At 65.9% G+C, this 21,719-nt stretch carries 22 protein-coding genes; 13 read left to right on the top strand and 9 right to left on the bottom strand.

The features are described from left to right. Nucleotide 1: 1 nt before the first annotated feature. Genes EGH21_RS09170 through EGH21_RS09160 form a run of 3 tightly spaced genes read right to left on the bottom strand, consistent with a single transcriptional unit; the run spans nt 2 to nt 2,899 of the window. A complete protein-coding gene (locus EGH21_RS09170) occupies nt 2–1,168 on the bottom strand; it encodes an enolase C-terminal domain-like protein (protein WP_220618176.1) in 1,167 nt (388 codons plus the stop codon). A gap of 50 nt (nt 1,169–1,218) precedes the next feature. Next, a complete protein-coding gene (locus tag EGH21_RS09165) occupies nt 1,219–2,088 on the bottom strand; it encodes an amidohydrolase family protein (protein ID WP_220618175.1) in 870 nt (289 codons plus the stop codon). A 4-nt stretch (nt 2,089–2,092) separates the two neighbouring features. Next, the gene (locus tag EGH21_RS09160) at nt 2,093–2,899 is read right to left on the bottom strand and encodes an SDR family NAD(P)-dependent oxidoreductase (protein WP_220618174.1); all 807 of its coding nucleotides are present in this window, start codon (nt 2,897–2,899) and stop codon (nt 2,093–2,095) included. 158 nt (nt 2,900–3,057) lie between these two features. Here EGH21_RS09160 and EGH21_RS09155 point away from each other — a divergent pair, with 158 nt between their 5' ends. The 3 genes from EGH21_RS09155 to EGH21_RS09145 all read left to right on the top strand — a co-directional run bounded on the left by EGH21_RS09155 (nt 3,058) and on the right by EGH21_RS09145 (nt 5,692). Continuing rightward, the gene (locus tag EGH21_RS09155) at nt 3,058–4,233 is read left to right on the top strand and encodes a mandelate racemase family protein (protein ID WP_220618173.1); all 1,176 of its coding nucleotides are present in this window, start codon (nt 3,058–3,060) and stop codon (nt 4,231–4,233) included. Nucleotide 4,234: 1 nt separating this feature from the next. After that, the gene (locus EGH21_RS09150) at nt 4,235–5,332 is read left to right on the top strand and encodes a Gfo/Idh/MocA family protein (RefSeq protein ID WP_220618172.1); all 1,098 of its coding nucleotides are present in this window, start codon (nt 4,235–4,237) and stop codon (nt 5,330–5,332) included. A 93-nt stretch (nt 5,333–5,425) separates the two neighbouring features. Further along, nucleotides 5,426–5,692 (top strand): DUF7968 family protein, encoded by a 267-nt coding sequence (locus EGH21_RS09145; protein ID WP_220618171.1) that lies wholly within the window; start codon nt 5,426–5,428, stop codon nt 5,690–5,692. Nucleotides 5,693–5,935: 243 nt separating this feature from the next. On the opposite strand, the gene EGH21_RS09140 is transcribed toward EGH21_RS09145, so the two are convergent. Then, a complete protein-coding gene (locus EGH21_RS09140) occupies nt 5,936–6,799 on the bottom strand; it encodes a fumarylacetoacetate hydrolase family protein (protein WP_220618170.1) in 864 nt (287 codons plus the stop codon). Between the two features lie 85 nt (nt 6,800–6,884). Between EGH21_RS09140 and xacF the strand changes: the two genes are divergently transcribed. Then, complete coding sequence (xacF, locus tag EGH21_RS09135) at nt 6,885–8,327, top strand: 2,5-dioxovalerate dehydrogenase (protein ID WP_220618169.1); 1,443 nt, start codon at nt 6,885–6,887, stop codon at nt 8,325–8,327. Here xacF and EGH21_RS09130 read toward each other — a convergent pair. The 4 genes from EGH21_RS09130 to EGH21_RS24390 form a co-directional block, all read right to left on the bottom strand. Next, on the bottom strand, nt 8,321–10,534 hold the full coding sequence (locus EGH21_RS09130) for an LUD domain-containing protein (protein ID WP_220618168.1): 2,214 nt from the start codon (nt 10,532–10,534) through the stop codon (nt 8,321–8,323). The two genes, xacF and EGH21_RS09130, sit on opposite strands and share 7 nt — an antisense overlap. Then, nucleotides 10,534–11,055 carry an LUD domain-containing protein gene (locus EGH21_RS09125; protein ID WP_220618167.1) on the bottom strand — a complete coding sequence of 174 codons (522 nt, stop codon included), beginning with the start codon at nt 11,053–11,055 and terminating at the stop codon, nt 10,534–10,536. Before EGH21_RS09125 ends, EGH21_RS09130 begins: the two co-directional genes overlap by 1 nt. 241 nt (nt 11,056–11,296) lie before the next feature. Then, nucleotides 11,297–11,419: a hypothetical protein gene (locus EGH21_RS24395; RefSeq protein WP_268899054.1), complete on the bottom strand. Its 123-nt coding sequence runs from the start codon at nt 11,417–11,419 to the stop codon at nt 11,297–11,299. A gap of 473 nt (nt 11,420–11,892) precedes the next feature. Further along, nucleotides 11,893–12,024 (bottom strand): hypothetical protein, encoded by a 132-nt coding sequence (locus EGH21_RS24390; protein WP_268899053.1) that lies wholly within the window; start codon nt 12,022–12,024, stop codon nt 11,893–11,895. A gap of 846 nt (nt 12,025–12,870) precedes the next feature. Here EGH21_RS24390 and EGH21_RS09120 point away from each other — a divergent pair. From EGH21_RS09120 to EGH21_RS09095, 6 genes are all read left to right on the top strand, one after another. Then, the gene (locus tag EGH21_RS09120; RefSeq protein ID WP_220618166.1) at nt 12,871–13,293 is read left to right on the top strand and encodes a DUF5805 domain-containing protein; all 423 of its coding nucleotides are present in this window, start codon (nt 12,871–12,873) and stop codon (nt 13,291–13,293) included. Then, complete coding sequence (locus EGH21_RS09115) at nt 13,290–14,327, top strand: tyrosine-type recombinase/integrase (protein WP_220618165.1); 1,038 nt, start codon at nt 13,290–13,292, stop codon at nt 14,325–14,327. The genes EGH21_RS09120 and EGH21_RS09115 overlap by 4 nt, the downstream gene beginning before the upstream one ends. A gap of 567 nt (nt 14,328–14,894) precedes the next feature. Then, nucleotides 14,895–16,859 (top strand): archaea-specific SMC-related protein, encoded by a 1,965-nt coding sequence (locus EGH21_RS09110; RefSeq protein WP_220618164.1) that lies wholly within the window; start codon nt 14,895–14,897, stop codon nt 16,857–16,859. A gap of 44 nt (nt 16,860–16,903) precedes the next feature. Further along, nucleotides 16,904–17,527: a rod-determining factor RdfA gene (rdfA, locus tag EGH21_RS09105; RefSeq protein ID WP_220618163.1), complete on the top strand. Its 624-nt coding sequence runs from the start codon at nt 16,904–16,906 to the stop codon at nt 17,525–17,527. Nucleotides 17,528–17,851: 324 nt separating this feature from the next. Next, nucleotides 17,852–18,106 carry a hypothetical protein gene (locus EGH21_RS09100; protein ID WP_220618162.1) on the top strand — a complete coding sequence of 85 codons (255 nt, stop codon included), beginning with the start codon at nt 17,852–17,854 and terminating at the stop codon, nt 18,104–18,106. A gap of 62 nt (nt 18,107–18,168) precedes the next feature. Then, entirely contained in the window at nt 18,169–18,591 is a 423-nt protein-coding gene (locus tag EGH21_RS09095; protein ID WP_220618161.1) for a CBS domain-containing protein, read from the top strand. A gap of 38 nt (nt 18,592–18,629) precedes the next feature. Here the strand turns inward: EGH21_RS09095 and EGH21_RS09090 are convergent, their stop codons facing one another. After that, entirely contained in the window at nt 18,630–19,154 is a 525-nt protein-coding gene (locus EGH21_RS09090) for a phosphopantetheine adenylyltransferase (protein WP_220618160.1), read from the bottom strand. 123 nt (nt 19,155–19,277) lie between these two features. On the opposite strand from EGH21_RS09090, the gene EGH21_RS09085 reads away from it, so the two are divergent. The 3 genes from EGH21_RS09085 to EGH21_RS09075 all read left to right on the top strand — a co-directional run bounded on the left by EGH21_RS09085 (nt 19,278) and on the right by EGH21_RS09075 (nt 21,257). Beyond that, a complete protein-coding gene (locus tag EGH21_RS09085) occupies nt 19,278–19,703 on the top strand; it encodes a universal stress protein (RefSeq protein ID WP_220618159.1) in 426 nt (141 codons plus the stop codon). 134 nt (nt 19,704–19,837) lie between these two features. After that, a complete protein-coding gene (locus EGH21_RS09080; protein ID WP_220618158.1) occupies nt 19,838–20,833 on the top strand; it encodes a CapA family protein in 996 nt (331 codons plus the stop codon). Between the two features lie 31 nt (nt 20,834–20,864). Continuing rightward, a complete protein-coding gene (locus EGH21_RS09075) occupies nt 20,865–21,257 on the top strand; it encodes a secondary thiamine-phosphate synthase enzyme YjbQ (protein WP_220618157.1) in 393 nt (130 codons plus the stop codon). Nucleotides 21,258–21,719 lie beyond the last annotated feature (462 nt).

Genomic DNA, 21,719 nt, shown 5'->3' with positions numbered 1-21,719 from the left:
CTCACTCGTACACTCGCCGTCCCGTCTCGTTGGCCTCGATGTAGTCCCAGTCGTAGTCGACGCCCAGCCCCGGGCCGTCCGGGACGGGCACGGTACCCGCGTCGTCGACGGCGTCTATCTCGTCGCGGTAGTCGCCCCGATACACCGGCGGCGTCGTGTTCGGTGCGTCGGGGTGGACCAGCGCCATCTCGTAGTAGTTCGCGTTCCGCGTCGCAGCCATGCAGTGACGCTGTGCCGGGCCAGGCGCGTGGAACTCCACGTCCAGCCCGAACCCCTCTGCGACGTTCGCAATCTTCGTCGCCCCGGTGATGCCGGCGTCGTACTCCGGGTCCGCCCGGACGAAATCCGTCGCCTCCGTCGCCACGAAGTCGGTGTGGGGTTCCAGTCCACGAACGTGCTCGGTCTGGAGGAGCGGCGTGTCTATTTGTTGGCGTAGCTTCCGGTGGCCGTGCTGTGAGATGCCGCCGTCCCGGTACGGGTCCTCGTACCAGAGGTAGCCGTGGTCGTCACAGGCCCGGCCGACCTGCAGGGCCTCGGCGAAGGTGTCGAGGTCACACGCCGGGTCGACCATCAGGTCCATCTCGTCGCCGACCCGGTCCCCGACGGCGCGCACCGTGGCTTCCAACAGGTCCGGGTCGCGCCAGTCGCCGTCCCAGCCGTGGACCTTGTACCCCGGGTACCCCATCTCCAGACACGCCTCGGCGAAGTCGGCGTAGGCCGCCGGCGAGTCCAGCCCCCCGCTCCGGTCGCCCTGATACGTCGACGCGTAGGCCGGCAGTCGCTCGCGATAGCTCCCCAGCAACTCGTGAATCGGCGCGCCGTGCTTCTGGCCCGCGTAGTCCCAGAGGGCGATGTCCAGCGGGCCGATGCCCATCCGGTCGTACTTCCGGAGCGCCCGTTTCAGTTCCGACCAGTGGTGTTCGCGCCGCGTCGGGTCGCGGCCGAGGAGATAGTCGGCGACGGTGTTTATCTGGGCCGCACCCGGCGAGTTGCTACCGACGTACTCCCCGGTTAGTCCGTCGCTAACCGTGATTCTCACGGCGAACAGACGGCGCTGCATCACGTTGCCGGGGTCGTAGACGACGTCGAACCCGCCCGGCGGCGTCCCCACGTCCGGCAAGTCGTAGCTGAACTCGACGGTCTCGATGCGCTCTATCGTCGCGGCCATACCGACGTAAGACGCAGTGGCAGGATAAACATCTAGGGTGAGTAACTAGTCTACCGCTCGTGAACGGCCTCGAACGTCCGGTGGGCCATGTACGAGTAGTCCCGGGCCGAGAGGAACGGGGCCTCCTCTACCCACGAGAGACAGGCCTCGTAGTCGGCCCAGTCGTCCATCCACGGGTAGTCCGACCCGAGCATCAGCCGCTCGGTCCCGAACCAGTCCGCGAGGTGTCGGACGTAGTCCCAGAGGTCCTCGTAGGGCCACGACTCGTCGCTCGACCGGGGGAGCGAACTCACCTTGACGGCGACGTTGTCGTGGTCGGCCAGCGATTCGAAGTCGGTCCACGGTGCCTCGTCCGGGTCGGTCGTCTCGTCGGGGTAGGCCATGTGGTCGACGACTATCTGAACGTCCGGGTACCGCTCTGCCAGCGTCGCGAGCATCGAAATCTGGTCGGCCTTCGGGAAGACGAACACCGCGGTATCCTGCGCGGCGGCCTCGTCCCAGACGGGTTCGAGGGCGTCGTCGAGTATCCAGTCGGCGGTCCGGTCCAGTTCCGTCGAGTGTTCCTCGTAGGCCAGACAGGCGTGCATCCTGACGCCGAGCATCCGGTCGTGGCCGACGACGCGCCGGAGGTCCGCCCGGACCTGTTCGGGGTCACCGTAGAAGTCCATCAGGCCGACGCCCCACAGCCGGTCGGGATAGGCCTCGATGGACCGCATCGTGTACTCGTTGGCACGCACGCCGCGGCCGTACAGCGGCGTCGTGACCACGACGCTCTCCTCGACGCCGGCGGCGTCCATGTCGGCTATCAGGTCGTGAGCGGTGTACGCGCCCTCCCAGCCCGGCGGCAGGATGTCGACCGGCCACGGCAGTTCCTCGGTGTCGGGGCCCCACGTATGCGTGTGCGTGTCTACGAATCGCATCGAATCACTCCAGATTCCCCCCGCCGCTCACTCTGACGACGTCGCCGACCACGTAGTCGGCCCGGTCGCTGGCCAGCCACAGCACCGCGTCCGCGAGGTCCTCGGGTTGGCCGAGTCGGCCGAGCGGCCGTTTCTCGCCGCGCTCCCGGAGTATCTCCTCGGCCGTCCGGTCCGGGTCGTCCCTCGCTTCCACCTCGGCCTCGTAGCGGGTCTGGGCCGTCTCCGTGACGTCCGTCGAGACGGCGTTCATCCTGATACCGTGCTCGGCCAGTTCTTGTGCCATCCGCCACGTCAGCCCGTTTATCGACGTCTTCGAGATGCCGTACAGGCCGAACGGGCCGGTGCGCCGGTCGCCCGCCTGACTCGTGTGGTTGACGATACACCCCTCGACACCCTCGGCTATCATGTGCTCGGCGACGAGTTTCGCCGCGTAGTACTGCGACCGGACGTTGACGTCCATCGTCCGGTTCCACTGGTCCAGCGTCGACTCGACGAGCGAGTCCTCGCGGGGCCACGTCGCCGCGTTGTTGACGAGGAGGTCTATCTCCCCGAAGGCGTCGACGGCCGTCTCGACGAGTCGCTCGATGGCCGCCGGGTCGCCGACGTCCGCCGCGACGCCGACAGCGTCGCCCGGCCCGCGGTCGGCCAGTTCGTCGGCGGCGTCGGTCACCTCGTTCTCGTCCCGGGCGTTGACGACGACGTTCGCCCCGGCGTCGGCGAGTCCCTCGGCGATGCCCCGGCCGATGCCCTTCGTCGACCCGGTGACGATAGCGGACTCGCCGGTGTAGTCGTACTCGGTGTGCCCTACCATGACACAGTAATCGTCTCACCACGACGGCATGAATCCACCGGTGAGAGCGGCCAGACTGGCTGCACGGTCGTCTGTGACGGCCGCGGCCGGCCACCGCGTGGCGGCAATCGCCCGGGGGAGCACGCACGTTTATTGTGATGGTATCTGATGGTACCTGTATGGCGCCGGAGATTACCAGCATCGAGTCAGTGGAGTTCTCCTATCCTATCGAGGACGTGGGCACAGACCAACACGGGTTCAACCTCGTCTACGAACCCGGGTCGGTGACCGAACGAAAGCTGTTCGGTCTCAAGATTCACACGGACGAGGGCATCACGGGCGAGTACGTCGGCGGTAACTCGCCGGGCGCGGCCCAGATAAACACGTTCGCGAACTACCTCGTGGGGAAGAACCCGCTGGAACGGGAGAAACACTGGAGCGAAGTGAAGCGAGCGCTCCGGAAGTACGACCGGATGGGGATGGGGCCCATCGACATCGCCCTCTGGGACTTCGCCGGGAAGTACCACGACGCACCCATCCACGAACTGCTGGGCACCTACCGAGAGAAGTTCCCCGCCTACGCGTCGACGTATCACGGCGACGAGAACGGCGGCCTCGACACGCCCGAAGCCTTCGCGGACTTCGCCGAGGAGTGTCTGGAACTGGGCTACGGCGCGTTCAAGATTCACGGCTGGGGCGGGAGCGAGGGCGCGCGTGACCTCGACAGAGAGATAGCGGCGGTCCACGCCGTCGGGGACCGGGTCGGCGACGAGATGGATCTGATGCACGACCCGGCCTGCGAACTGGAGACGTTCGCCGACGCGCTGAAACTCGGCCGTGCGCTGGACGAGGTGGGCTTCTTCTGGTACGAGGACCCGTACCGGGACGGCGGCATCTCACAGCACGGCCACCGCAAACTCCGGCAGGCGCTGGACACGCCCATCCTCCAGACCGAACACGTCCGCGGCCTCGAACCGGCGACGGACTTCGTCGCCAACGAGGCGACGGACTTCCTGCGTGCGGACCCGGAGTACGACGCCGGCATCACCGGGGCGATGAAGCGGGCCAGCGTCGCAGAGGGGTTCGGCCTCGACGTGGAGTTCCACGCGCCCGGCCCCGCCCAGCGCCACTGCATCGCGGCCATCCGCAACACGAACTACTACGAACTCGCGCTGGTCCACCCGGACTGTCCCAACACGCAACCGCCGGTGTACGAGGGCGACTACTCCGACATGATAGACACCGTCGACGAGAACGGCATGGTCGAAGTCCCGGACGGGCCGGGACTGGGCGTCGACTACGACTGGGACTACATCGAGGACAACCAGACCGGAAGTCGGCACACCTACGAGTGAGATGACGTACAGAGCCGGTATCATCGGAACGGGCGGTATCGCAGGGATGGGCATCCTCGGGATGCACGACGAGGAAGACATCGGGCAGAAGAAGGTCAGAGCCAGTCACGCGGGCGGCTACGACGCCACGGAGGGCATCGAACTCGTCGCCGTGGCCGACGTCGACGAGGAGAAACTGACCCGGTTCGGCGAGGCCTGGGACGTCCCCGCGGACCGGCGGTACGTCGGCCACGAGGCGATGCTCGACGCCGAGGATCTAGACGTCGTCTCGGTGTGCACGCCGTCGTATCTCCACGCCGACCACGTCGTCGACGCGGCCCGGTCGGCGGCCGACCCGTCGCTCGTCTGGTGCGAGAAACCCATCGCCTCCTCGGTGACCGACGCCGAGGAGATGGTCGACGTCTGTGCGGAGACGGACACCGAACTGCTCGTGAACCACTCCTTTCGCTTCACGACCAAACTCCAGCGACTCCGCGACCTCGTGCAGGACGAGGACATCATCGGCGACGTGCACTCGGTCGCGACCCAGTTCCGGATGGAACTGCTCCGCAACTCCACACACCTGCTGGATACGCTCGTCTACCTGTTGGACGACCGGGCCGACACCGTCTCCGGGTACATCACCGGCGAGAACGAGGCCGTCGACTCGCTGGAAGCGGCCGAACGGGTCGACGACGCCGGCGGCGGCGGGTTCGTCGTGATGGACGACGGCACCTTCGTCACTATCGACTGCACCATCCCCCGGGCGGAGTCGTCGATGACGCTCCAGTTCGTCGGCAGCGAGGGCAAGCTCTACCTCAACAACGACGACGGCGAGTGGCGCTACTGGCGCCTGGAGGACGGCGACCACGTCGAGGCGTCGCTGCCGGGCATCGAGGGCGCGTGGACGTGGGACGAGGACTACCGGGACGCGTTCGCGAACGCGGCCGGCGACGTCGTCCGCGTCCTCGACGGCGACCGCTCGAACCCGTCGACGGGCGAAGAAGCCACCCGGTCGCTGGAGATAATCGCCGGGTTCTACATCTCGCACTACACCGGTGGACAGGTGTCTATCCCGCTGGACCGGCCGCTCAGGGACGTGACCATCACGTCGTGGTGACCGAGTCCGTGGGAAAACCTGTTCCGCAGAAGTGAACAGCGTTTCTCTCTGTCCAGTCGCGTCGTTTTTCTGCCCTGAATGCGAACGGCCGGTATGGACGACGACGCCGACGTGGTCACGCTGACGTACAGAGCGAGCGATTCGGCCGGCGTCGCGGCGTCACTACGTAACGAGACCTTTCAGCAGTACCTCCGGCGGTCGAAGTCGGGTACGGTTGCCGTCGGTGACGAGTGGGACGAAGTCGTCAACGACGGGTGCGGGACGACGACGGCCGTGACGCTCACCGTGACGGCGGTGCGCGGGGGCGAGACTGTCGGCGAGACGACCCGGTTCTCGTTCTCGCCACCGGTGGTGTCCTGACCGACCCACCCGTCCAGTCGTTCAGCTAGAGTGAACGACACGTAGCGTCACCGCTCCCGCCGGATTCTCGTGAGTGTAACATACGTACGTTCGTTAGGATACGTGGTCGTGAGCGTTTTCCACGCCCGCCACTGCGTTCCGCAGGACCGAACAGTTGTCTCGCCCGTCCGGACGGGCTCTGCGGACAGTGAGAGGGCTGCTGGGAGACCGACGACGGACGCTGGCGGTCGTGTCGGCACCGACTCAGACCACCGTCACCGAGTTCGAGAGGCGACCGATACTCTCGATGTGGACGTCGATGCGGTCGCCCTGCTGGAGCGTGAACCCCTCTTCGGGGACCAGCGACGTCCCGGTCAGCAACACCGTCGTCTCCGGAATCCTGTTGTGGCGGGTGAGAAACGAGACGAGTTCCTCGCACGTCCGGACCATCTCTCCCGTCGACGTGACGCCCTGGTACACGCGCTCGTCGTCGCGGTCGACGGTCATCGTCATCTCCAGGTCGTGGGGGTCGCCGACGGCCGCCGGCGTCGCGACGCAGGGCCCGAGCGAGCAGGCGCGGTCGTAGATCTTCGCCTGCGGGAGATACAGCGGGTTCTCGCCTTCGATAGAGCGACTGCTCACGTCGTTGCCGACGGTGTATCCCACGATGTCGCCCTCGTGGAGGACGATACCGAGTTCCGGTTCCGGGACGTCCCACTCGGAGTCGCCGCGGATACCGACCGCCTCGTCGGGGCCGACCGTCCGGCTCGGCGTCGCCTTGAAGAAAATCTCCGGCCGCTCGGCCTCGTACACGTCGAGGTACATCTCGGGCATCCCGCTCTCGGCCTCGCGGGCCTGCTCGCTTATCTCGTAGGTGACGCCGGCGGCCCACACCTCGTCGACCCGCGGGGCGGCGCAGTCGGCGGCGTCGGGTCGGTCGACTGCGACGGCGTCCTCGAACAACCCACGTGCCACGGCGTCGGGAGATTCGCCGGCGACGTCCGCGACGTGCGCGAGGTCGGTGAACGCCGTCACGCTGGACCGGGCGGCGGTGAGGTCGTAGGCGTCGTCGCCGTCCCGCGCGACGAGTCGTGGCTCTCCGCCCGCGACTGTGCGGTAGTAGCGCATACGTGTCTACTGCACGCCGGGGGCTCTTGTCGGTTCCGGTGACCCACCAAAACTTTATCGTAGCCCGGGCGTGTCGGTTGATTCGATGGTCGATACGTACCACAACTACGTCGACGGCGAGTGGGTAGCCGCCGAGACGGGCGAGACGTTCGAGAACCGCAACCCCGCCGACCGGAGCGACGTCGTCGGCGCGTTCCAGCAGTCCGGCGTGGAGGACGCCGAACGCGCCGTCGAGGCCGCGGCCGCCGCGAGCGACGAGTGGGCCGACACACCGGGCCCAGAGCGCGGGGCGATTCTGCGGGCTTCGTCACAGGCCCTCGAAGCGCGCAAGGACGAACTGACAGAGACGCTCGTCCGCGAGGAAGGGAAGGCCCGGCCCGAGGCCGCCGGCGAGGTTCAGCGAGCCATCGACATCTTCTCGTACTACGGGGCGAAGGCCAGCGACATCGGCGGGACGGTCAAGTCCTCGAGCAGTCGCGACACGACGCTGTACACGGTGAACGAACCCGTCGGCGTCGCCGGCCTCATCACGCCGTGGAACTACCCCATCGCCATCCCGGCGTGGAAGATAGCGCCGGCGCTGGCGACGGGGACGACCGTCGCGTTCAAGCCCGCCTCCGCCGCGCCGAACGTCGCCCGGAAACTCGTCGAGTGTCTCGACGAGGCGGGTCTCCCGGACGGCGCCCTCAACTACGTGACCGGGCCGGGGAGCGCCGTCGGCAAGACGTTCTCGACGCACGAGGCCATCGACGCCGTCTCCTTCACCGGGAGTTCGGCCGTCGGGAACACCGTCGGCGAACAGGCCAACGAGACGGGCAAGCGCGTCCAGTTGGAGATGGGCGGAAAGAACCCCGTGGTCGTGATGGACAGCGCCGACGTCGACGAGGCCGTCGACATCGCTGCCAGCGGCGCGTTCGGCGTCACCGGGCAGGCCTGTACGGCCACCTCGCGAGCCATCGTCCACGAGGACGTCTACGACGAGTTCGTCGAGGGCGTCGTGGCGGCCGCAGAGGCCATCGAGGTCGGTCCCGGTCTGGCGGGTGCGGACATGGGCCCGCAGGTCAACCAGAGCGAACTCGACAGCACGCTGGAGTACGTCGACATCGGGGAGTCCGAGGGTGCGACGCTCGCAACCGGCGGCGGTGAAGTCGACGCCGGCGACGGGTTCTTCGTCGAACCGGCGGTGTTCTCCGACGTAGACCCGGACATGCGTATCGCACAGGAAGAGATATTCGGCCCGGTCCTCGCAGTCATCCCGGTCGGTAGCTACGAGGAAGGTCTCCAGGTGGCCAACGACGTACGCTACGGCCTCTCCGCGAGTATCGTCACGCAGGACCTCTCGGAGGCCCACGACTTCGTCGACGAGTCCGAGTCCGGCGTCGTGAAGGTCAACGAGAAGACGACCGGACTCGAACTCCACGTTCCCTTCGGCGGCATGAAGGACTCCTCCAGCGAGACGTACCGCGAACAGGGCGACGCCGGCCTCGACTTCTACACCCTCTCGAAGACGGTGTACCTGAACTACTGAGGCCGCTCGCCGGGTTCACCGTCCGTATCCGGTGCCAGCAGTTCGACGGGATGGCGCGGCTTGCGCTCCAGGAGCGCGTCTATCTGTTCGAGACAGGAGGTACCGCTGGCGACCACCGGCCGCTCTGCGACGTCCTCGGTCTCTAGCTGGTCGGCCAACCGTTCGCCCACGTCCACGCTGAGTTCGTAGTAGTCGCTCTTGTAGCCGAAACTCCCCGCCATCCCACAGCACTCGACGTCGGAGACGGCCACGTCGTAGCCCAGTCGTTCGAGGACGGCGACGGTGTGGGCTTCGAGACCGAGCGTCCGCTGTTGGCAGTGGGCGTGGTAGGCGATCTCCCCGGTGTCGACGCCGGCCAACGCGCCCTCGTCCGCACCGCCTTCGAGCAGTCCGTAGACGTACTCCATGACCTCGTAGCTGTGCTCCGCGAGCGTCTCGAAGGAGGACTCGTCGACCAGTTTCTCGTACTCCGAGACGAACATCGCGTGGTCGCTCGGTTCGATGACGACGACGTCTCGCCCGTCTCGAATGTAGGGTTCCAGCGTCTCGTGGACGCGTTCGGCGTGGTCCGTCGCCGTCGTGACCATCCCCTGCGAGAACGGCGCGCGACCGCTGGAGGGAACGGACGGGACCACGACGTCGACGCCGAGGGCTTCGAGGACTTCGACGGTCGCCCGCCCGCGGTCGACCTGCACGTGGTCGGTGTAGAGGTCCGGATACACGACGGCCCGCCGGCGGGGGTTCTCGACGGTCGATTCCCGGTCCGCGAACCACTCGACGAACGTCTCGCGCTGGAACTGCGGGAGGTCCCGGCGCGGGTCAACACCCAGTACCCAGTCCAGTAGCCACCGCGCGGTCTGCGTGTCGGCCAGCCAGTTCGAGACGGGTGCCGTCGCACTGCCGAGTCTCGCGACGGTGGCAAAGTTACCGAAGAAACGCTTCTGGAGGGGTGCCCCCTCGTCTTCCTCGTCGGGTGTCAAGCCGTCGACCAGCCAGTCCGCGGGTCGCTCTCCCTCGCGGTTGATGCGGTCCCGGACGACTGTGTTTATCCACGGGATGTCGATTCCGACCGGACAGGCGTCGACACACCGGGTGCACCCCGTACAGAGGTCGTTGAACTCGGCGGCGGTGTCGAGGCCCTCGATGCCGGCTTCCCACCCCGTGGCGATGCCGCCCGAGTACGTCTCGCCGCCGAAGGCGTGCCCGCCGACGCTCTGGAAGTTGGCACACGAGTTCGCACACGCCGAGCAGCGGATGCAGTACAGCGTCTCGCGCAACTGGTCGTCGTCCCGCATCGCCATCCGGCCGTTGTCGACCAGCACCAGGTGGAAGTCCCGGTCGTGTTCGAACTCGGAGAGGGGCGTCTCGTCGTCGGCGAAGTCGACCACGGGCGTCTCGACGGGCGGCGTCAACAGTGAGACGTACGAGGTGATGTCCTGACCGGTACCCGACCGACCGATGAGTTCGACGAACGGCTGGAAGTCGGCGACGCTCGGGACGACCTTCTCGACGCCGGCCACGGCGACGTGGGTGTCCGTCGCCGCCACCGTCTTCCGGGCGTTGCCCTCGCTCGTCACGAGCGCCATCGTCCCCGACTCGGCGGCGAGGAAGTTCGCCCCCGTGATGCCGACCTCGCTGTCGACGATGCGCTCGCCCAGTTCCGCCCGCGCGAACCGTGTCAGCTCCTCGGCCGTCTCCAGCGGTTCCTCGGGGTCGAACAGTTCCTCGAACAGGTCCGCGATGGACTCGCGGGACTTGTGGATGGCCGGCGCGACGATGTGTGAGGGCGCTTCCTCGGCCAACTGGAGGACCCACTCCCCGAGGTCGGTCTCCAGCACGTCCACGCCGTCGGCTTCCAGCGCCTCGTTGACTTCCAGTTCCTCGGTCGTCATCGACTTGCTCTTGACGACGCGGTCGGCGTCGCGTTCGGCTACGACCGACCGGATGTACTCGTTGGCGTCGGCGGCGTCCTCGGCGAGGTACACCGTGCCGCCGTTCTCCGTGACCGCCGTCTCCAACTGGTCGACGAGTTCGGGCAAGCGCTCGATAGCGTCCTCCTTGATGGCTCTGGCCTCGCTCTTGAGCTCTTCGTAGTCCGCTAAGTCCGCGACCGACGCGTAGCGGCCCTCGTTGAACCCCTGCGTGTTCTCGGCGATGGCGGCCCCCTCCGTCCGCATCAGGTCGCGGATGTCGTCGGCCCGCGACATCACCCGTCCTCCGTGACGACGACGTGGACGTCTTTCGGCCCGTGGGCCCCGCGGACGAGCGCACCCATGTCAGCCGTCGCGCTCGGGCCGGTCGCGAGTATCGTGCTCCCCCGCGATTCCTCCACAGCGTCCCCCAGCGACTCGATAGCTGTCTCCATCTCAGCGACGAGGTCGGCCTCCCGCACGACCACGACGTGGGTGTCGACGAAGAGACTCACCAGTTCGCTCCCGCGCTCGGTCTGGTCGAGCGCGACCGTCCCGTAGTCGCCCACGCCGAGACGCGCGCCAGTCACGCCCGTCAGCGCCGCCTGCAGTTCCGCAGGCGTGGGGTCGACGGTAACGTCGGTGTCGGTGAGCGAGAAGGCGTCGTCACCGAACGTCTCGTCGAGTGCGACGCCGACGGCCGGTGGGTCGGCGACTTCGGCCACCGTCGTCGCGACTGCCGCTCGGTCGGTGCGTGTCACCGGCACGTCGTACTCGGCGAGCGATGACTCGAAGGTAGCCAGCGTGTCCGTGGGCATCGATGTCTGGACACACGGAACACACGGGTATAAAGTTTCGAGCGGAGGGGAGACGTCGCCCGAACCGACACACAGCGTCTCTCACAGGGGTGCTATCCCGAACCCGGTGGTTGGCCGATGAGTGCGGACAGCGGGAAATTGTGTATAGCGACATGCGGTTTACGGGTGGGATTTCGAGCAACCCCAATTATGATATTTTTGACAGTATCGGGTACATCTATCGTCGCAGATAGGTGCGGATTCAGGATTCGAAGGTGTACTCGACGAGGTACTTCACGAGGTACATCGAGACGACGAGACTCACGAGCATCACCGCGACGACGATGAGGGCCATGAACAGGCGGACGAGACCGGGGTCTGCCATCCTACGGGCGCCCTCTGTGTAGCAGGTGGTCCTTCGGAGCCCGGTTCATACTCGCCACAAGCCAACCCAGCGTCAAGCCGTTTTGGATTGGGACTTCGTGTTCGTCCCGGCGTCGGTCTCTTCGCTGGCCGGCAGTACACCGGCACTTCTCGTCACAGGGCACTGGTCACGAGAGTGGACTCTATCGGGTCTTGAGGCGAGACATCGTTTCGACTTACGGAGACCATCCGCGATCGACTCTCGGAAGTGTAGCCGTGATAGATGCCGCGCCCGGAGCGGAACCCCAAGAGACGCAGCCCTGATTCACCTTCTTCGACCAGCAGGCATGGCGACGAGTCGGGCGTAGAGCGCGCTGATGACAACTGATTCGATCGACGAGATTCCTCGTGACCGTGACGCAGACGCTATCTAACGGGCCCAGAGCGTGCAAACCGTCAGGAAGAGCGTCTACGGTGGTGTCCCTGCACACACGCCTATCGGGCCTCGACGGTACTGCTACCGACGACGAGGACCCCCGCACATGTGAGGATACCGTCGACGACGGCGACGACGTGACAGTCGACCGCGGCGGACCGAGTCGAGCTACCATCGCTGTCGCGAAGCACGAGGCGCAGCCGGGGCCGACTTCCATCTTCACGGAACTGCGGCCCCCTGTCGAGGAGACAGCACCGGACACGGCGCCGCAGAGGCCTCCGTCAGGCGCGCGAACCGGAGTGGGACGACCGGGACAGGAAGGGTCCGAGACACCGGATTGAGCACGTTTGCGGCAGCCTCGGTGGCGACGGCTCCGTACTCGACCGTGGTGGTGCGCGGGTCGACAGCGTCTCCAGGAGACCAGTGTCACCGCCTCGCAGTCGTCGAAGCACACGGTGTGCTCCGTACGTCGAATGCCGGCGTTCGGGACAGGTGACCGACCGAGCACGTCACTAGTCGGTCGGCCAGAGGTGTCTCCATCTGTCGAAACGCTGCTCGTGTTCGGACGACTGGTCGGTTCCTGGGGCTGGAACGTCGAGGACTCGAGCCACTGCCGGCCTGTCGGGACCGAGACATCCGGTGAGGAACAGCCACGTCTTCGGTCGTCGATGAACGGGCACCCATACTACTGTCGGGATACGGCGAAGGAGGCACCACCGGGATGGCCCCAATTTCCTCGACGCGATAGCCTCGGTTTCTCGCCGACGAGTACCGGCAGGTGAATCTGGAAAGGACTCGGGACGAAGGAGCGTGATAGCCGAACGGGATGGTGTCGGGAAGACCAAGTCGAGTGGAGCGGCGATATTTTTTATCCGTGAATCTATCCAGCCACTGTTACCGAATCCGGGGCGCATATCCAACAGATGCGTATATCTATGACTAGTATCGGCTCTTTTACGGAGCCAAGCACACAGATAAATGTCTTTATCCGGTAAGGTAGGACTACTTTGAAGTGGCCGGGGTGAGTGGCAGTAGATATGACAGCGGACAGTGATGGGACCGAACGGACGTCGGTCCGGACGTACGTGCCGGCCTATCAGAAAGAGCAGTGGCGCGAACACGCGTCGGAACTCGACATGAGTCAGAGCGAATTCGTCCGTACGATGGTACAGGCGGGCCGGAGCGGGTTCGAACCCGCCGAACCGACGTCGACGGGCGACGCCCCGAACGGCGGCGGCCAGTCGGAACCCACTTCCTCGGACGCAACCCCTGGGGTCGACGGCCTGAAGACCCGGGTGCAGGAGGTTCTCTCCGACGGCGACCACTACGACTGGGACGAGTTGCTCGCGGAGCTCACCGACGACATCGAACAGCGACTGGACGAGACGTTACAGGAACTCCAGTCGTCGGGCCGGGTTCGATACAGCGGTCGGCACGGGGGGTACGTGCTGGACGAATGAGTTCCGACGCCGCCGCGCCCGACGCGAGCGAGGACCCGGTCGGGTACTTCCTCGACGACATCACGTATCACGGCAAGAGCGACCGGACGCGGTCGTTCTACGAGCGCGTCCTCCGTGACTTCGAGTCCTTCCTCTCCGAGGGTGGGCGACCGATTCCCGTCGCGGAGGCGTCACACCGCGACTGCATGGCGTACGTCCACGGACTCCGCGGGGGGAAGAGCGAGAGCACGGTCGCCACGTACGCCTCCTACCTCCACCGGTTCTACGCGTACATGACGCAGGTCGGAACCTTCGACTCGAATCCGATGACGCTGGTGATGGAGGAGATGGACGAGTCCATCAACACCGATCCGACACGGCGCGAGATAGGCCTCCCGGCGATGCGGTCGTTCGTCGCCGACGTCACCCACCCCCTCGAACGGGCCGTCGTCGTCACGCTACTCAAGACCGGAATGCGTGTCGGCGAACTCTGCAACCTCGACGTGCGGGACCTGAACCTCGCAGACGCCGGTCTACGACCCGACGTGCCCATCCGTGCGGGATTGGACGGCCGGCCCGATTCACTGTACGTGTCGGCGGCGCCGACCCGCGGGGACGTCGTCAACGGCGAGGAGCGGACGGCCTCGAACAAACGAAAGCGAGACACGACCGTCCCCGTCGACGACGAGTTGGCCGCCGTCCTGCGGCGGTGGCTCGCGATACGGCCGGACACGCGATCGCCGGCCACGCCGCTGTTCGTCTCGACCAGCGGGGACTGGGGCCAGCGCTTGACGCCGGACATGGTCCACCACGTCGTCGAGACACACGCTCGAGCCCACGGGTGGTACCGCGACGGCGGCGGCGCCGAGGAGAACGTCACGCCCCACTACTTCCGGCACTTCTTCACCACGCACCTCCGGGACCGAACCGGGGACCGTGGCGTCGTGAAGTACCTCCGCGGCGACGTCGCACAGGACGTCATCGACACCTACACGCACGAGTGGGGCGACCGCGTCAGAGACGTCTACACGGCCAACATCTACGGTCTGTTGTAGTTGGCCGCCGTATTCTGTTGTTGCTAGAACGACGAGATACTGGCCGACGTCCGACTCGTAAATCATATGTCGCTATATCGAATCGGCCGGCCAGTCCGCCCACGTCTTGTCGCCCACGCGCCACCGGCCTCGTGACGGGCAGGCAGCGTGTCGGCGGTTCGAAACTTCGTAACAGCGATACTTCTGTTAGAAATAACCCTCGGAGTTCCCAACAACGTCGTTCGTGATTTCGAACAGACCGTGCCTCTCTGTCGGGCGACAGGCGAGCGGTGGTCGCCCTGAGACGATGGGACCGCCCCCGAATACCGCCGTGGAGTCGACGGGCGCAAGTACCCGCGGTGGACGACGCCGAGCGTCGCGACTACTGTGGCGGGTCGGTGATTACTCGACGAAGCGGGTCCGGCCGGGTGGTCGCTCGTGGCGGTCGTCAGAGCGTCGCTGTGACCGTACGTAAACAATCACAATAGTACGCGTGTTATCCAATTCGTTCGACGGCGACAACCGGCGAGCGACGGACGGTTGTTCGAACAGAGAAGATTTATTACACTACGGAGGCAGAGTTTCGGTATGGCGACGCCAGAAGAAATTACTAATACGGCTCGGTTCTCCGTCGAGAATATCGGCGGTATAGACGAGGCCGAACTCGACATCTCTCCCGGAGTCACCATCCTCTCGGGCAAGAACGCGACCAACAGGACGTCGTTCCTGCAGTCCATCATGGCCGCGATGGGCAGCCGACAGGCGACACTCAAGGGCGACGCCGACGAGGGGAGCGTCACCTTCGAGTACGAAGACGAGGTGTACGAACGGACGCTGAAGCGTACCGGCGACAGCATCCAGTTCTCGGGCGAGGGCTACCTCGACGACTCCGAAGTCGCCGACCTCTTCGCCTTCCTCCTAGAGACCAACGAAGCGAGACAGTCCGTCGCCCGCGGCGACGACCTCCGCGACGTCATCATGCGCCCGGTCGACACGGAGGCTATCAAAGAGGAGATACGACGCCTCGAACAGGAGAAAGACGACATCAACGACGAACTCGCCAACATCGAGTCCCGGAAGCGGGACCTCCCAGACCTCGAACAGGAGCGCAACTCCCTGCGCGAGCAGATAGCGGAGAAGCGTGACGAACTCGCAGCGAAGGAGGAGGAGATAGACGAGAGCAGTCACGATATCCAGGAGAGCCGTCGGGAACAGGAGAAACTCGAAGAGCGCCTCGACGACCTGCGGAGTACCCGGTCGGACCTCGAATCGCTCCGACAGCGAATCGAGTCCAGAGAGGAGAGTATCCGCTCGCTCAAACAGGAGCGAAGCGAACTGGAGGACGAACTGGAGGAGCTCCCCGAGACCCCGATGGGGGACATGGACCACCTCGAGAGCGAAATCGAGCGGCTCCGGGAGCAGCGCCAGAGCATCAACAACGACATCTCGGACCTCCAGAGCCTGATTCAGTACAACGAGGAACGGCTCGAATCCGAGGACTACGAGGTACTCGGCTCCATCGAGGGCGAGGCCGAGGCAGAGGACGCCAACGGGTCGGTCACGGAGCAACTCCTCGACGGCGACGACGAGACGGTCGTCTGCTGGACCTGTGGCTCCTCGGTAGAGCGCGATCAGATAGAGGAGACTGTCGACCGCCTCCAGCGCCTCCGCGAGGAGAAACTGAACGAACTCTCCGAAATAAAGGACGACCTCGAGGACCTCAAGAGCGACAAGCGCGAGGCAGAGCAGAAACAGCGCCGACGCGAGGAGGTCGAACGGAAACTCGCCGACGTCGAGAGCGAACTCGAACAGCGGACCGAACAGGTCGACTCGCTGAAAGACCAGCGCGAAGAGCTCACCGAAGAGGTCGAGGAACTGGAGTCGGCCGTCGAGGAACTGGAGTCGGAGGACTTCGAGGACATCCTCGAACTCCACCGCGAGGCCAACCAGCTAGAGTTCGACATCGACCGGCTCGAGTCCGACCTCGACGACGTCAGTGAGGAGATAGAGGAGATAGAGGAGATGGTCGAACGCGCCGACGACCTCCGCGAGGAACGCGACGAACTCGTCGACGAACTCACCGACAAGCGAACGAAGGTCGGCCAGATAGAGACCGAGGCCGTCGAGGCGTTCAACGAGCACATGGACGCCGTCCTCGACATCCTCGGATACGAGAACCTCGACCGCATCTGGATAGAGCGCATCGAGCGCACGGTCCGGGAGGGGCGGCGCAAGGTCGACAAGAGCGCCTTCGAACTCCACATCGTCCGCAGCACGGAGAACGGGGCTGCCTACGAGGACACCATCGACCACCTCAGCGAGAGCGAACGCGAGGTCGTCGGCCTCATCTTCGCGCTGGCCGGCTACCTCGTCCACGACCTGCACGAGACGGTCCCGTTCATGCTGCTGGACTCGCTGGAGGCCATCGACGCCGACCGCATCGCCGCGCTCGTCGACTACTTCGCCGACGCCGCAGAGTTCCTCGTCATCGCGTTGCTCGAAGAGGACGCGCAGGCCCTCGACGACGACTACACCCGCGTCACGACCATCTGAGCCCAGTAGCCTTTTGAGGCCGAGTTGCGAAGAGACGGTAGAGAATGAGTTCAGACACCGACGACCGTCCGTCGAGCAAGGTGGCGCGCCTCCTCGACGAGTACGGCCTCGAGGAGTTCGGCAGGGAGTTAGAGCGACGGTGGACCGGCGACGGCTACGAGCGGATGAGTCTCAGAGACCTCGCCGACTACTTCAACAAGCGACTCCTCGAACAGGCGCTCCGGGACGCGGGGCAGGCCGCCCTCGACAGCGACGTGGAGACGACGTATCGGAACCTCACGGACGACGACGTCAGCACCGGGGTCCGGACCGACACGCGAACGCGACTGGAACGGGAGGGACTCGACGTCGAGTCGCTCGAACGGGACTTCGTCACCTATCAGGCGATACGGTCGTACCTCAAGGAGTGGCGCGGCGCGGAGTACCAGCAACCGTCTGACGAGGAGAAGCGAGCGAACGACCGCGAGAGCATCCAGCGGCTACTCACGCGCACACTCTCGGTGACCGAAGACCGCATCGAGAAGCTTCGTGACACGGACCGCATCGACGTCGAGGAGTTCGAGGTGTTCGTCGACGCGCAAGTCCTCTGTCAGCGCTGTGGCACGCAGTACGCCGTCACGGAGTTCATCGACAACGGTGGCTGTGACTGTCTCCGGGACGACGAGTGAGCGACCGGCCGGTTCCATACGGCGTCCGTACGAACGTCGAGAGTGACCCCGAGTCGACGGGGCGGGCCGCCGGCCGACCGCCGTCGCGGGCGCCTGCGGAACAAAGCGAGGCCTAGACGGGGTCGACAGCGACGGGGACCGATGGTCGGTTGGCGGAAGGCCGAGTATACGTTCGCTACGTCGAACGGTCGATTCGAGAACGACACGTAAGGCCGGCCTATCCGGTCGTCGGGTGTGCATACTAAATACTTGGTCCCGTGTGCGGCGTGTCATGGTGTGTGATACCGTGGAACGACCGTGGTGGCGACGTTCGGGTGGTGACCGATGACGGGGAGGCAGTCGGCGCCGGAGCGCGAGGACGCGACCCGTCACGACCACCTCGAAGCCATCTTCGTGAACGTGACCGGGACCGAGAAACTGGTCGAAGAACAGACACAGGACGCCTCGGTCTCCCGAGAAATCGGCGTCGACGGCGAGGGCCGGTCACAGACGCTCTCGGAGTACGTCTCGACGATGGTCAGGGACGACGGCCTCACGGAGACGTTCGCCGAACCCGACACCGGGCCGACCCCGGAGTGACGGACGCCTCGGTGGGGACGTAGGCTTATTAGCTGGCCCGGCCAACGTGTTACTGTTGCATCATGACCGTTCAGGACATCGCACGGACGGCGGTAATGACTGCACAGCGCGACCAGACGACCGGGAATCTGGCCACGGTGATGAAGGAAGAAGACGTCGGGAGCGTCGTCGTCGTCGAGGACCGCCAGCCGGTCGGTATCGTCACCGACCGGGACCTGACACTGCACGTCGTCGAACCGCGGGCCGACCCCGCCGACGTCACTGCCGAGGAGGTGATGACCGAGACGCCGGTGACGGTACACACCGACGCCGGGGTCTTCGAGGCGACGGCGGCGATGTTCGAACACGTCGTTCGCAGACTGCCGGTCGTCGACGGTGAGGGCAACCTCACGGGAATCGTGACGCTGGACGACATCGTCGTGTTGCTCACCGACGAACTGGACAACCTCGCCGGCGTCATCGAGGCGGAGTCGCCGCCCTACTGAGTACGAGATGGAACCGGGGAGACCGCCAGCGGTCTCTCTCAGTCGCCGTCGAGCAACCGGCCGTGGACGTCTATCTCGCCGTTTCGAATCCGGGTGCTACTGATTCGCTTGCCGTCCTCGGCGACGACGAACGGGGAAGTGTGAATTTCGAGCGGTCGATACCCGCGCTCGATTCGAGCGTTGTTGAGTTCGTGAGCCCGTTGCTGGGCCTTGCCCTCCGGTGCGACGACGAGTGCGTCGGCGTCCTCCCGCGTCGCCGCGGGGCCGAAGGTGTCGGTAATCTTCACTATCTCGTGGCTCGCGGTGTAGGCGCCAGCGACCCGGTCCAGCGTCTCCGCGAGGGCGTCCCGTCGCTCGCCGAACGACCCGAGGAGGTCGGCGTGTGCGGGGTCGCTCCGCGTCTCGCTCGCGAGGTCGGTGGAGGTGAGGCCGACGAGGACGTGGCCGTCGCCCTCGCCGTCGTGACTCGCCGTCTGGAAGGCGCTGTGGAGGAGCGCACGGTGGCCGTTGTGCAACGGGGTGAACGTCCCACCGAGGATGGCGATGCGGTCTGTGTCGGGCATAGACGGCCGTTCGACCGCCACCGTGGTATAACTGCGGGGCTCCCGCCGACACCGCGGGGTCCGGACTCGGGCGACCGCGAGAAAGTGACAAAATTATAACTATCGTCGGCGCGAACTCCGACTATGGAGAGCATCCTGTTAGCCACGGACGGGAGCGAGTACGCGCGTGCGGCCGCCGAACGCGCCATCGACGTCGCGGCCGAGGAGGGAGCGCGGTTGCACGTCATCTGCGTCGTCGACGAACGGCGGTTCAACGAACCGGCGCTCAGTTCCGCCGAACTGGCCACCATCTTCGCCGAGGACCACGCGCACATGTGTGTGGCCGACGTGCGCGAGATGGCCGAAGACTCCGGCGTGGAGGTCGAAGGCGTCACCCGGCACGGCCTGCCCCAGGAGGTCATCCTCGACTACGCCGACGAGGTGGACGCGAGCACTATCGTCATCGGCGAACACGGCTCACACGAGGCACACTTCTCGGGCGTCGGCCGGAGAGTCACCGAGCAAGCAGACCGCGAGGTCCTCATCGTCGAAGCGGCACCCCAACCCTGAGTCAGGTGACCCACGCCATTGACTATCTCTCGTACCCTCGATTCGAACTCGTCGACGCCGGCGGGTGGAGCGAGGCACGGGAGGCCCAGACCGGAGGCGGCCCACAGGAGTGACCGGACCGACGGGACGGGTCTATGACGCTCCGACTCGGTCTGACCGGCGACGTGATGCTCGGTCGTCTCGTCGACGAACAGCAGCTGCACCGGTCGGTGACGGCGGTGTGGGGTGACCTACTGGAGAGGCTTCGGTCGCTCGACGGCCTCTGCATCAACCTCGAATGCTGTCTCTCCACGCGGGGCCGGCAGTGGCGACGCACCCGGCGGCCGTTCCACTTCCGGGCGGCACCGGAGTGGGCGATACCCGCGCTGGAGGCCGCCGGCGTGGACTGCTGTGCGCTGGCGAACAACCACGTCCTCGACTACGAGGAACCGGCGCTCCGGGACACGCTCGACGAACTAGACGGCGCGGGCATCGCCCACGCCGGCGCGGGAGCGACCGAGAGTGCTGCGCTGACCCCCGCCTCCGTCGCCGTCGGTGACTGTTCCGTCGCCGTGGTCGCCCTGACCGACAACACGCCCGAGTACGCCGCGACTGCGACCACGCCCGGGACGGCGTACGTCGAGATAGACGTCGAGGACGCCGGGACGCGCCGGACCGTAGAGACGGCGCTCGGGCAGGCGCTCGCCCGGGACCCGGACCTCGTGATTGCCTCGCTCCACTGGGGGCCGAACATGGAGACGGAGCCACCCGAGGCGTTCCGGCGGTTCGCCCACTGGCTCGTCGACGAGGGCGTCGAAGTCGTCCACGGCCACAGCGCCCACGTCTTTCAGGGGGTCGAGGTGTACGACGGGTGTCCGATTCTCTACGACACCGGCGACTTCGTCGACGATTACGCCGTCGACCCGTCGCTGCGGAACGACCGGAGTTTCCTGTTCGAGGTGACGCTGACGCCCTCGGGGACGCCCGTCGAACTGCGCCTCTCCCCGACCGAGATAGCCGACTTCGCCGTCCACGCGGCCGGCGACGAGGCGGCCTCGTGGAGTCGCGACAGGATGTGCGAGCTGTCTGCCCCGTTCGGCACCACGTTCGACCGTGAGGGCGAGGCCCTCGTCTGTAGGCTCGGCGGATAGCTTCATCACCGGGGCTGGTGTATCGAGGGCTATGCGTCTCCAGATAGACACCGACGAACGCGTGACGGTCGTGGATGTCACCGACGACGTGGCCGAAGCCGTCCCGGAAGACGTCGAGGCTGGCGTCTGTACGGTGTTCGTTCGCCACACCACCGCCGGCGTCTGTGTCAACGAAGCCGAACAGCGGTTGCTCACCGACGTCGAGAACGCGCTCGAACGTCTCGTGCCGACCGACGGCGGGTACGACCACGACAGACTCGACGGCAACGCCGACGCCCATCTACGGGCGATGCTCCTCGGGTCGAGCGTCTCCGTGCCGGTTCGCGACGGCGACCTCGCACTGGGAACGTGGCAGTCGGTCCTGTTCGTGGAGTGTGACGGTCCGCGCACGCGCGCTGTGGACGTCACCGTGACCTCGTCGTAACGACCGACAGGAACCGCTGTCTCTCTCTCAGTCGCACACGCACGCGACGCAGTTCGAGCGCGCTTTGCCGGGCGCTGTCGAGATGCAAAGTGTGGTGACGGTCCTCACGGCTTCGTCCGAGTACGAACGCGGGTCAGTCGAGCATAGAACGGCGACCGACAGTACTGATCAGCTACATTCAGTCGGCGACAGGGTCTAGCTCTCCACAGAGCCGCCAGTACAGCGCCAGTTACCGACCGCTCGTATCCGATACAGAGAATCTGTCGGTACAGTCCGTTCGACGGGTCTGGTTCGAACGGGTCCGAGTCGGGCGCCGAGGTGCCGAGTAGCGGCCGTCTTCACCCGTATAGGGGCGACGTACCGCCTGAAGCGCCAGTATCGGGACAAACGGCATCTTACCGGAGCATCCGCCGCCGGCCGTCCCGACTGCCGCCCCCTTACCGTGCCGTCGAAGGCAGTAAC

Origin of the sequence: Haloarcula rubra (assembly GCF_019599465.1) — an archaeon.
GTDB lineage: Archaea > Halobacteriota > Halobacteria > Halobacteriales > Haloarculaceae > Haloarcula > Haloarcula rubra.
Note: the sequence above shows the minus strand (reverse complement) of the source record. Positions and strands in the feature narration are given on the sequence as shown.

Coding starts and splice junctions, on each gene's coding strand:
- EGH21_RS09170 (WP_220618176.1), bottom strand. CDS start 1,168: ATGGCCGCGACGATAGAGCGCATCGAGACCGTCGAGTTCAGCTACGAC.
- EGH21_RS09165 (WP_220618175.1), bottom strand. CDS start 2,088: ATGCGATTCGTAGACACGCACACGCATACGTGGGGCCCCGACACCGAG.
- EGH21_RS09160 (WP_220618174.1), bottom strand. CDS start 2,899: ATGGTAGGGCACACCGAGTACGACTACACCGGCGAGTCCGCTATCGTC.
- EGH21_RS09155 (WP_220618173.1), top strand. CDS start 3,058: ATGGCGCCGGAGATTACCAGCATCGAGTCAGTGGAGTTCTCCTATCCT.
- EGH21_RS09150 (WP_220618172.1), top strand. CDS start 4,235: ATGACGTACAGAGCCGGTATCATCGGAACGGGCGGTATCGCAGGGATG.
- EGH21_RS09145 (WP_220618171.1), top strand. CDS start 5,426: ATGGACGACGACGCCGACGTGGTCACGCTGACGTACAGAGCGAGCGAT.
- EGH21_RS09140 (WP_220618170.1), bottom strand. CDS start 6,799: ATGCGCTACTACCGCACAGTCGCGGGCGGAGAGCCACGACTCGTCGCG.
- xacF (WP_220618169.1), top strand. CDS start 6,885: ATGGTCGATACGTACCACAACTACGTCGACGGCGAGTGGGTAGCCGCC.
- EGH21_RS09130 (WP_220618168.1), bottom strand. CDS start 10,534: ATGTCGCGGGCCGACGACATCCGCGACCTGATGCGGACGGAGGGGGCC.
- EGH21_RS09125 (WP_220618167.1), bottom strand. CDS start 11,055: ATGCCCACGGACACGCTGGCTACCTTCGAGTCATCGCTCGCCGAGTAC.
- EGH21_RS24395 (WP_268899054.1), bottom strand. CDS start 11,419: ATGGCAGACCCCGGTCTCGTCCGCCTGTTCATGGCCCTCATCGTCGTC.
- EGH21_RS09120 (WP_220618166.1), top strand. CDS start 12,871: ATGACAGCGGACAGTGATGGGACCGAACGGACGTCGGTCCGGACGTAC.
- EGH21_RS09115 (WP_220618165.1), top strand. CDS start 13,290: ATGAGTTCCGACGCCGCCGCGCCCGACGCGAGCGAGGACCCGGTCGGG.
- EGH21_RS09110 (WP_220618164.1), top strand. CDS start 14,895: ATGGCGACGCCAGAAGAAATTACTAATACGGCTCGGTTCTCCGTCGAG.
- rdfA (WP_220618163.1), top strand. CDS start 16,904: ATGAGTTCAGACACCGACGACCGTCCGTCGAGCAAGGTGGCGCGCCTC.
- EGH21_RS09100 (WP_220618162.1), top strand. CDS start 17,852: ATGACGGGGAGGCAGTCGGCGCCGGAGCGCGAGGACGCGACCCGTCAC.
- EGH21_RS09095 (WP_220618161.1), top strand. CDS start 18,169: ATGACCGTTCAGGACATCGCACGGACGGCGGTAATGACTGCACAGCGC.
- EGH21_RS09090 (WP_220618160.1), bottom strand. CDS start 19,154: ATGCCCGACACAGACCGCATCGCCATCCTCGGTGGGACGTTCACCCCG.
- EGH21_RS09085 (WP_220618159.1), top strand. CDS start 19,278: ATGGAGAGCATCCTGTTAGCCACGGACGGGAGCGAGTACGCGCGTGCG.
- EGH21_RS09080 (WP_220618158.1), top strand. CDS start 19,838: ATGACGCTCCGACTCGGTCTGACCGGCGACGTGATGCTCGGTCGTCTC.
- EGH21_RS09075 (WP_220618157.1), top strand. CDS start 20,865: ATGCGTCTCCAGATAGACACCGACGAACGCGTGACGGTCGTGGATGTC.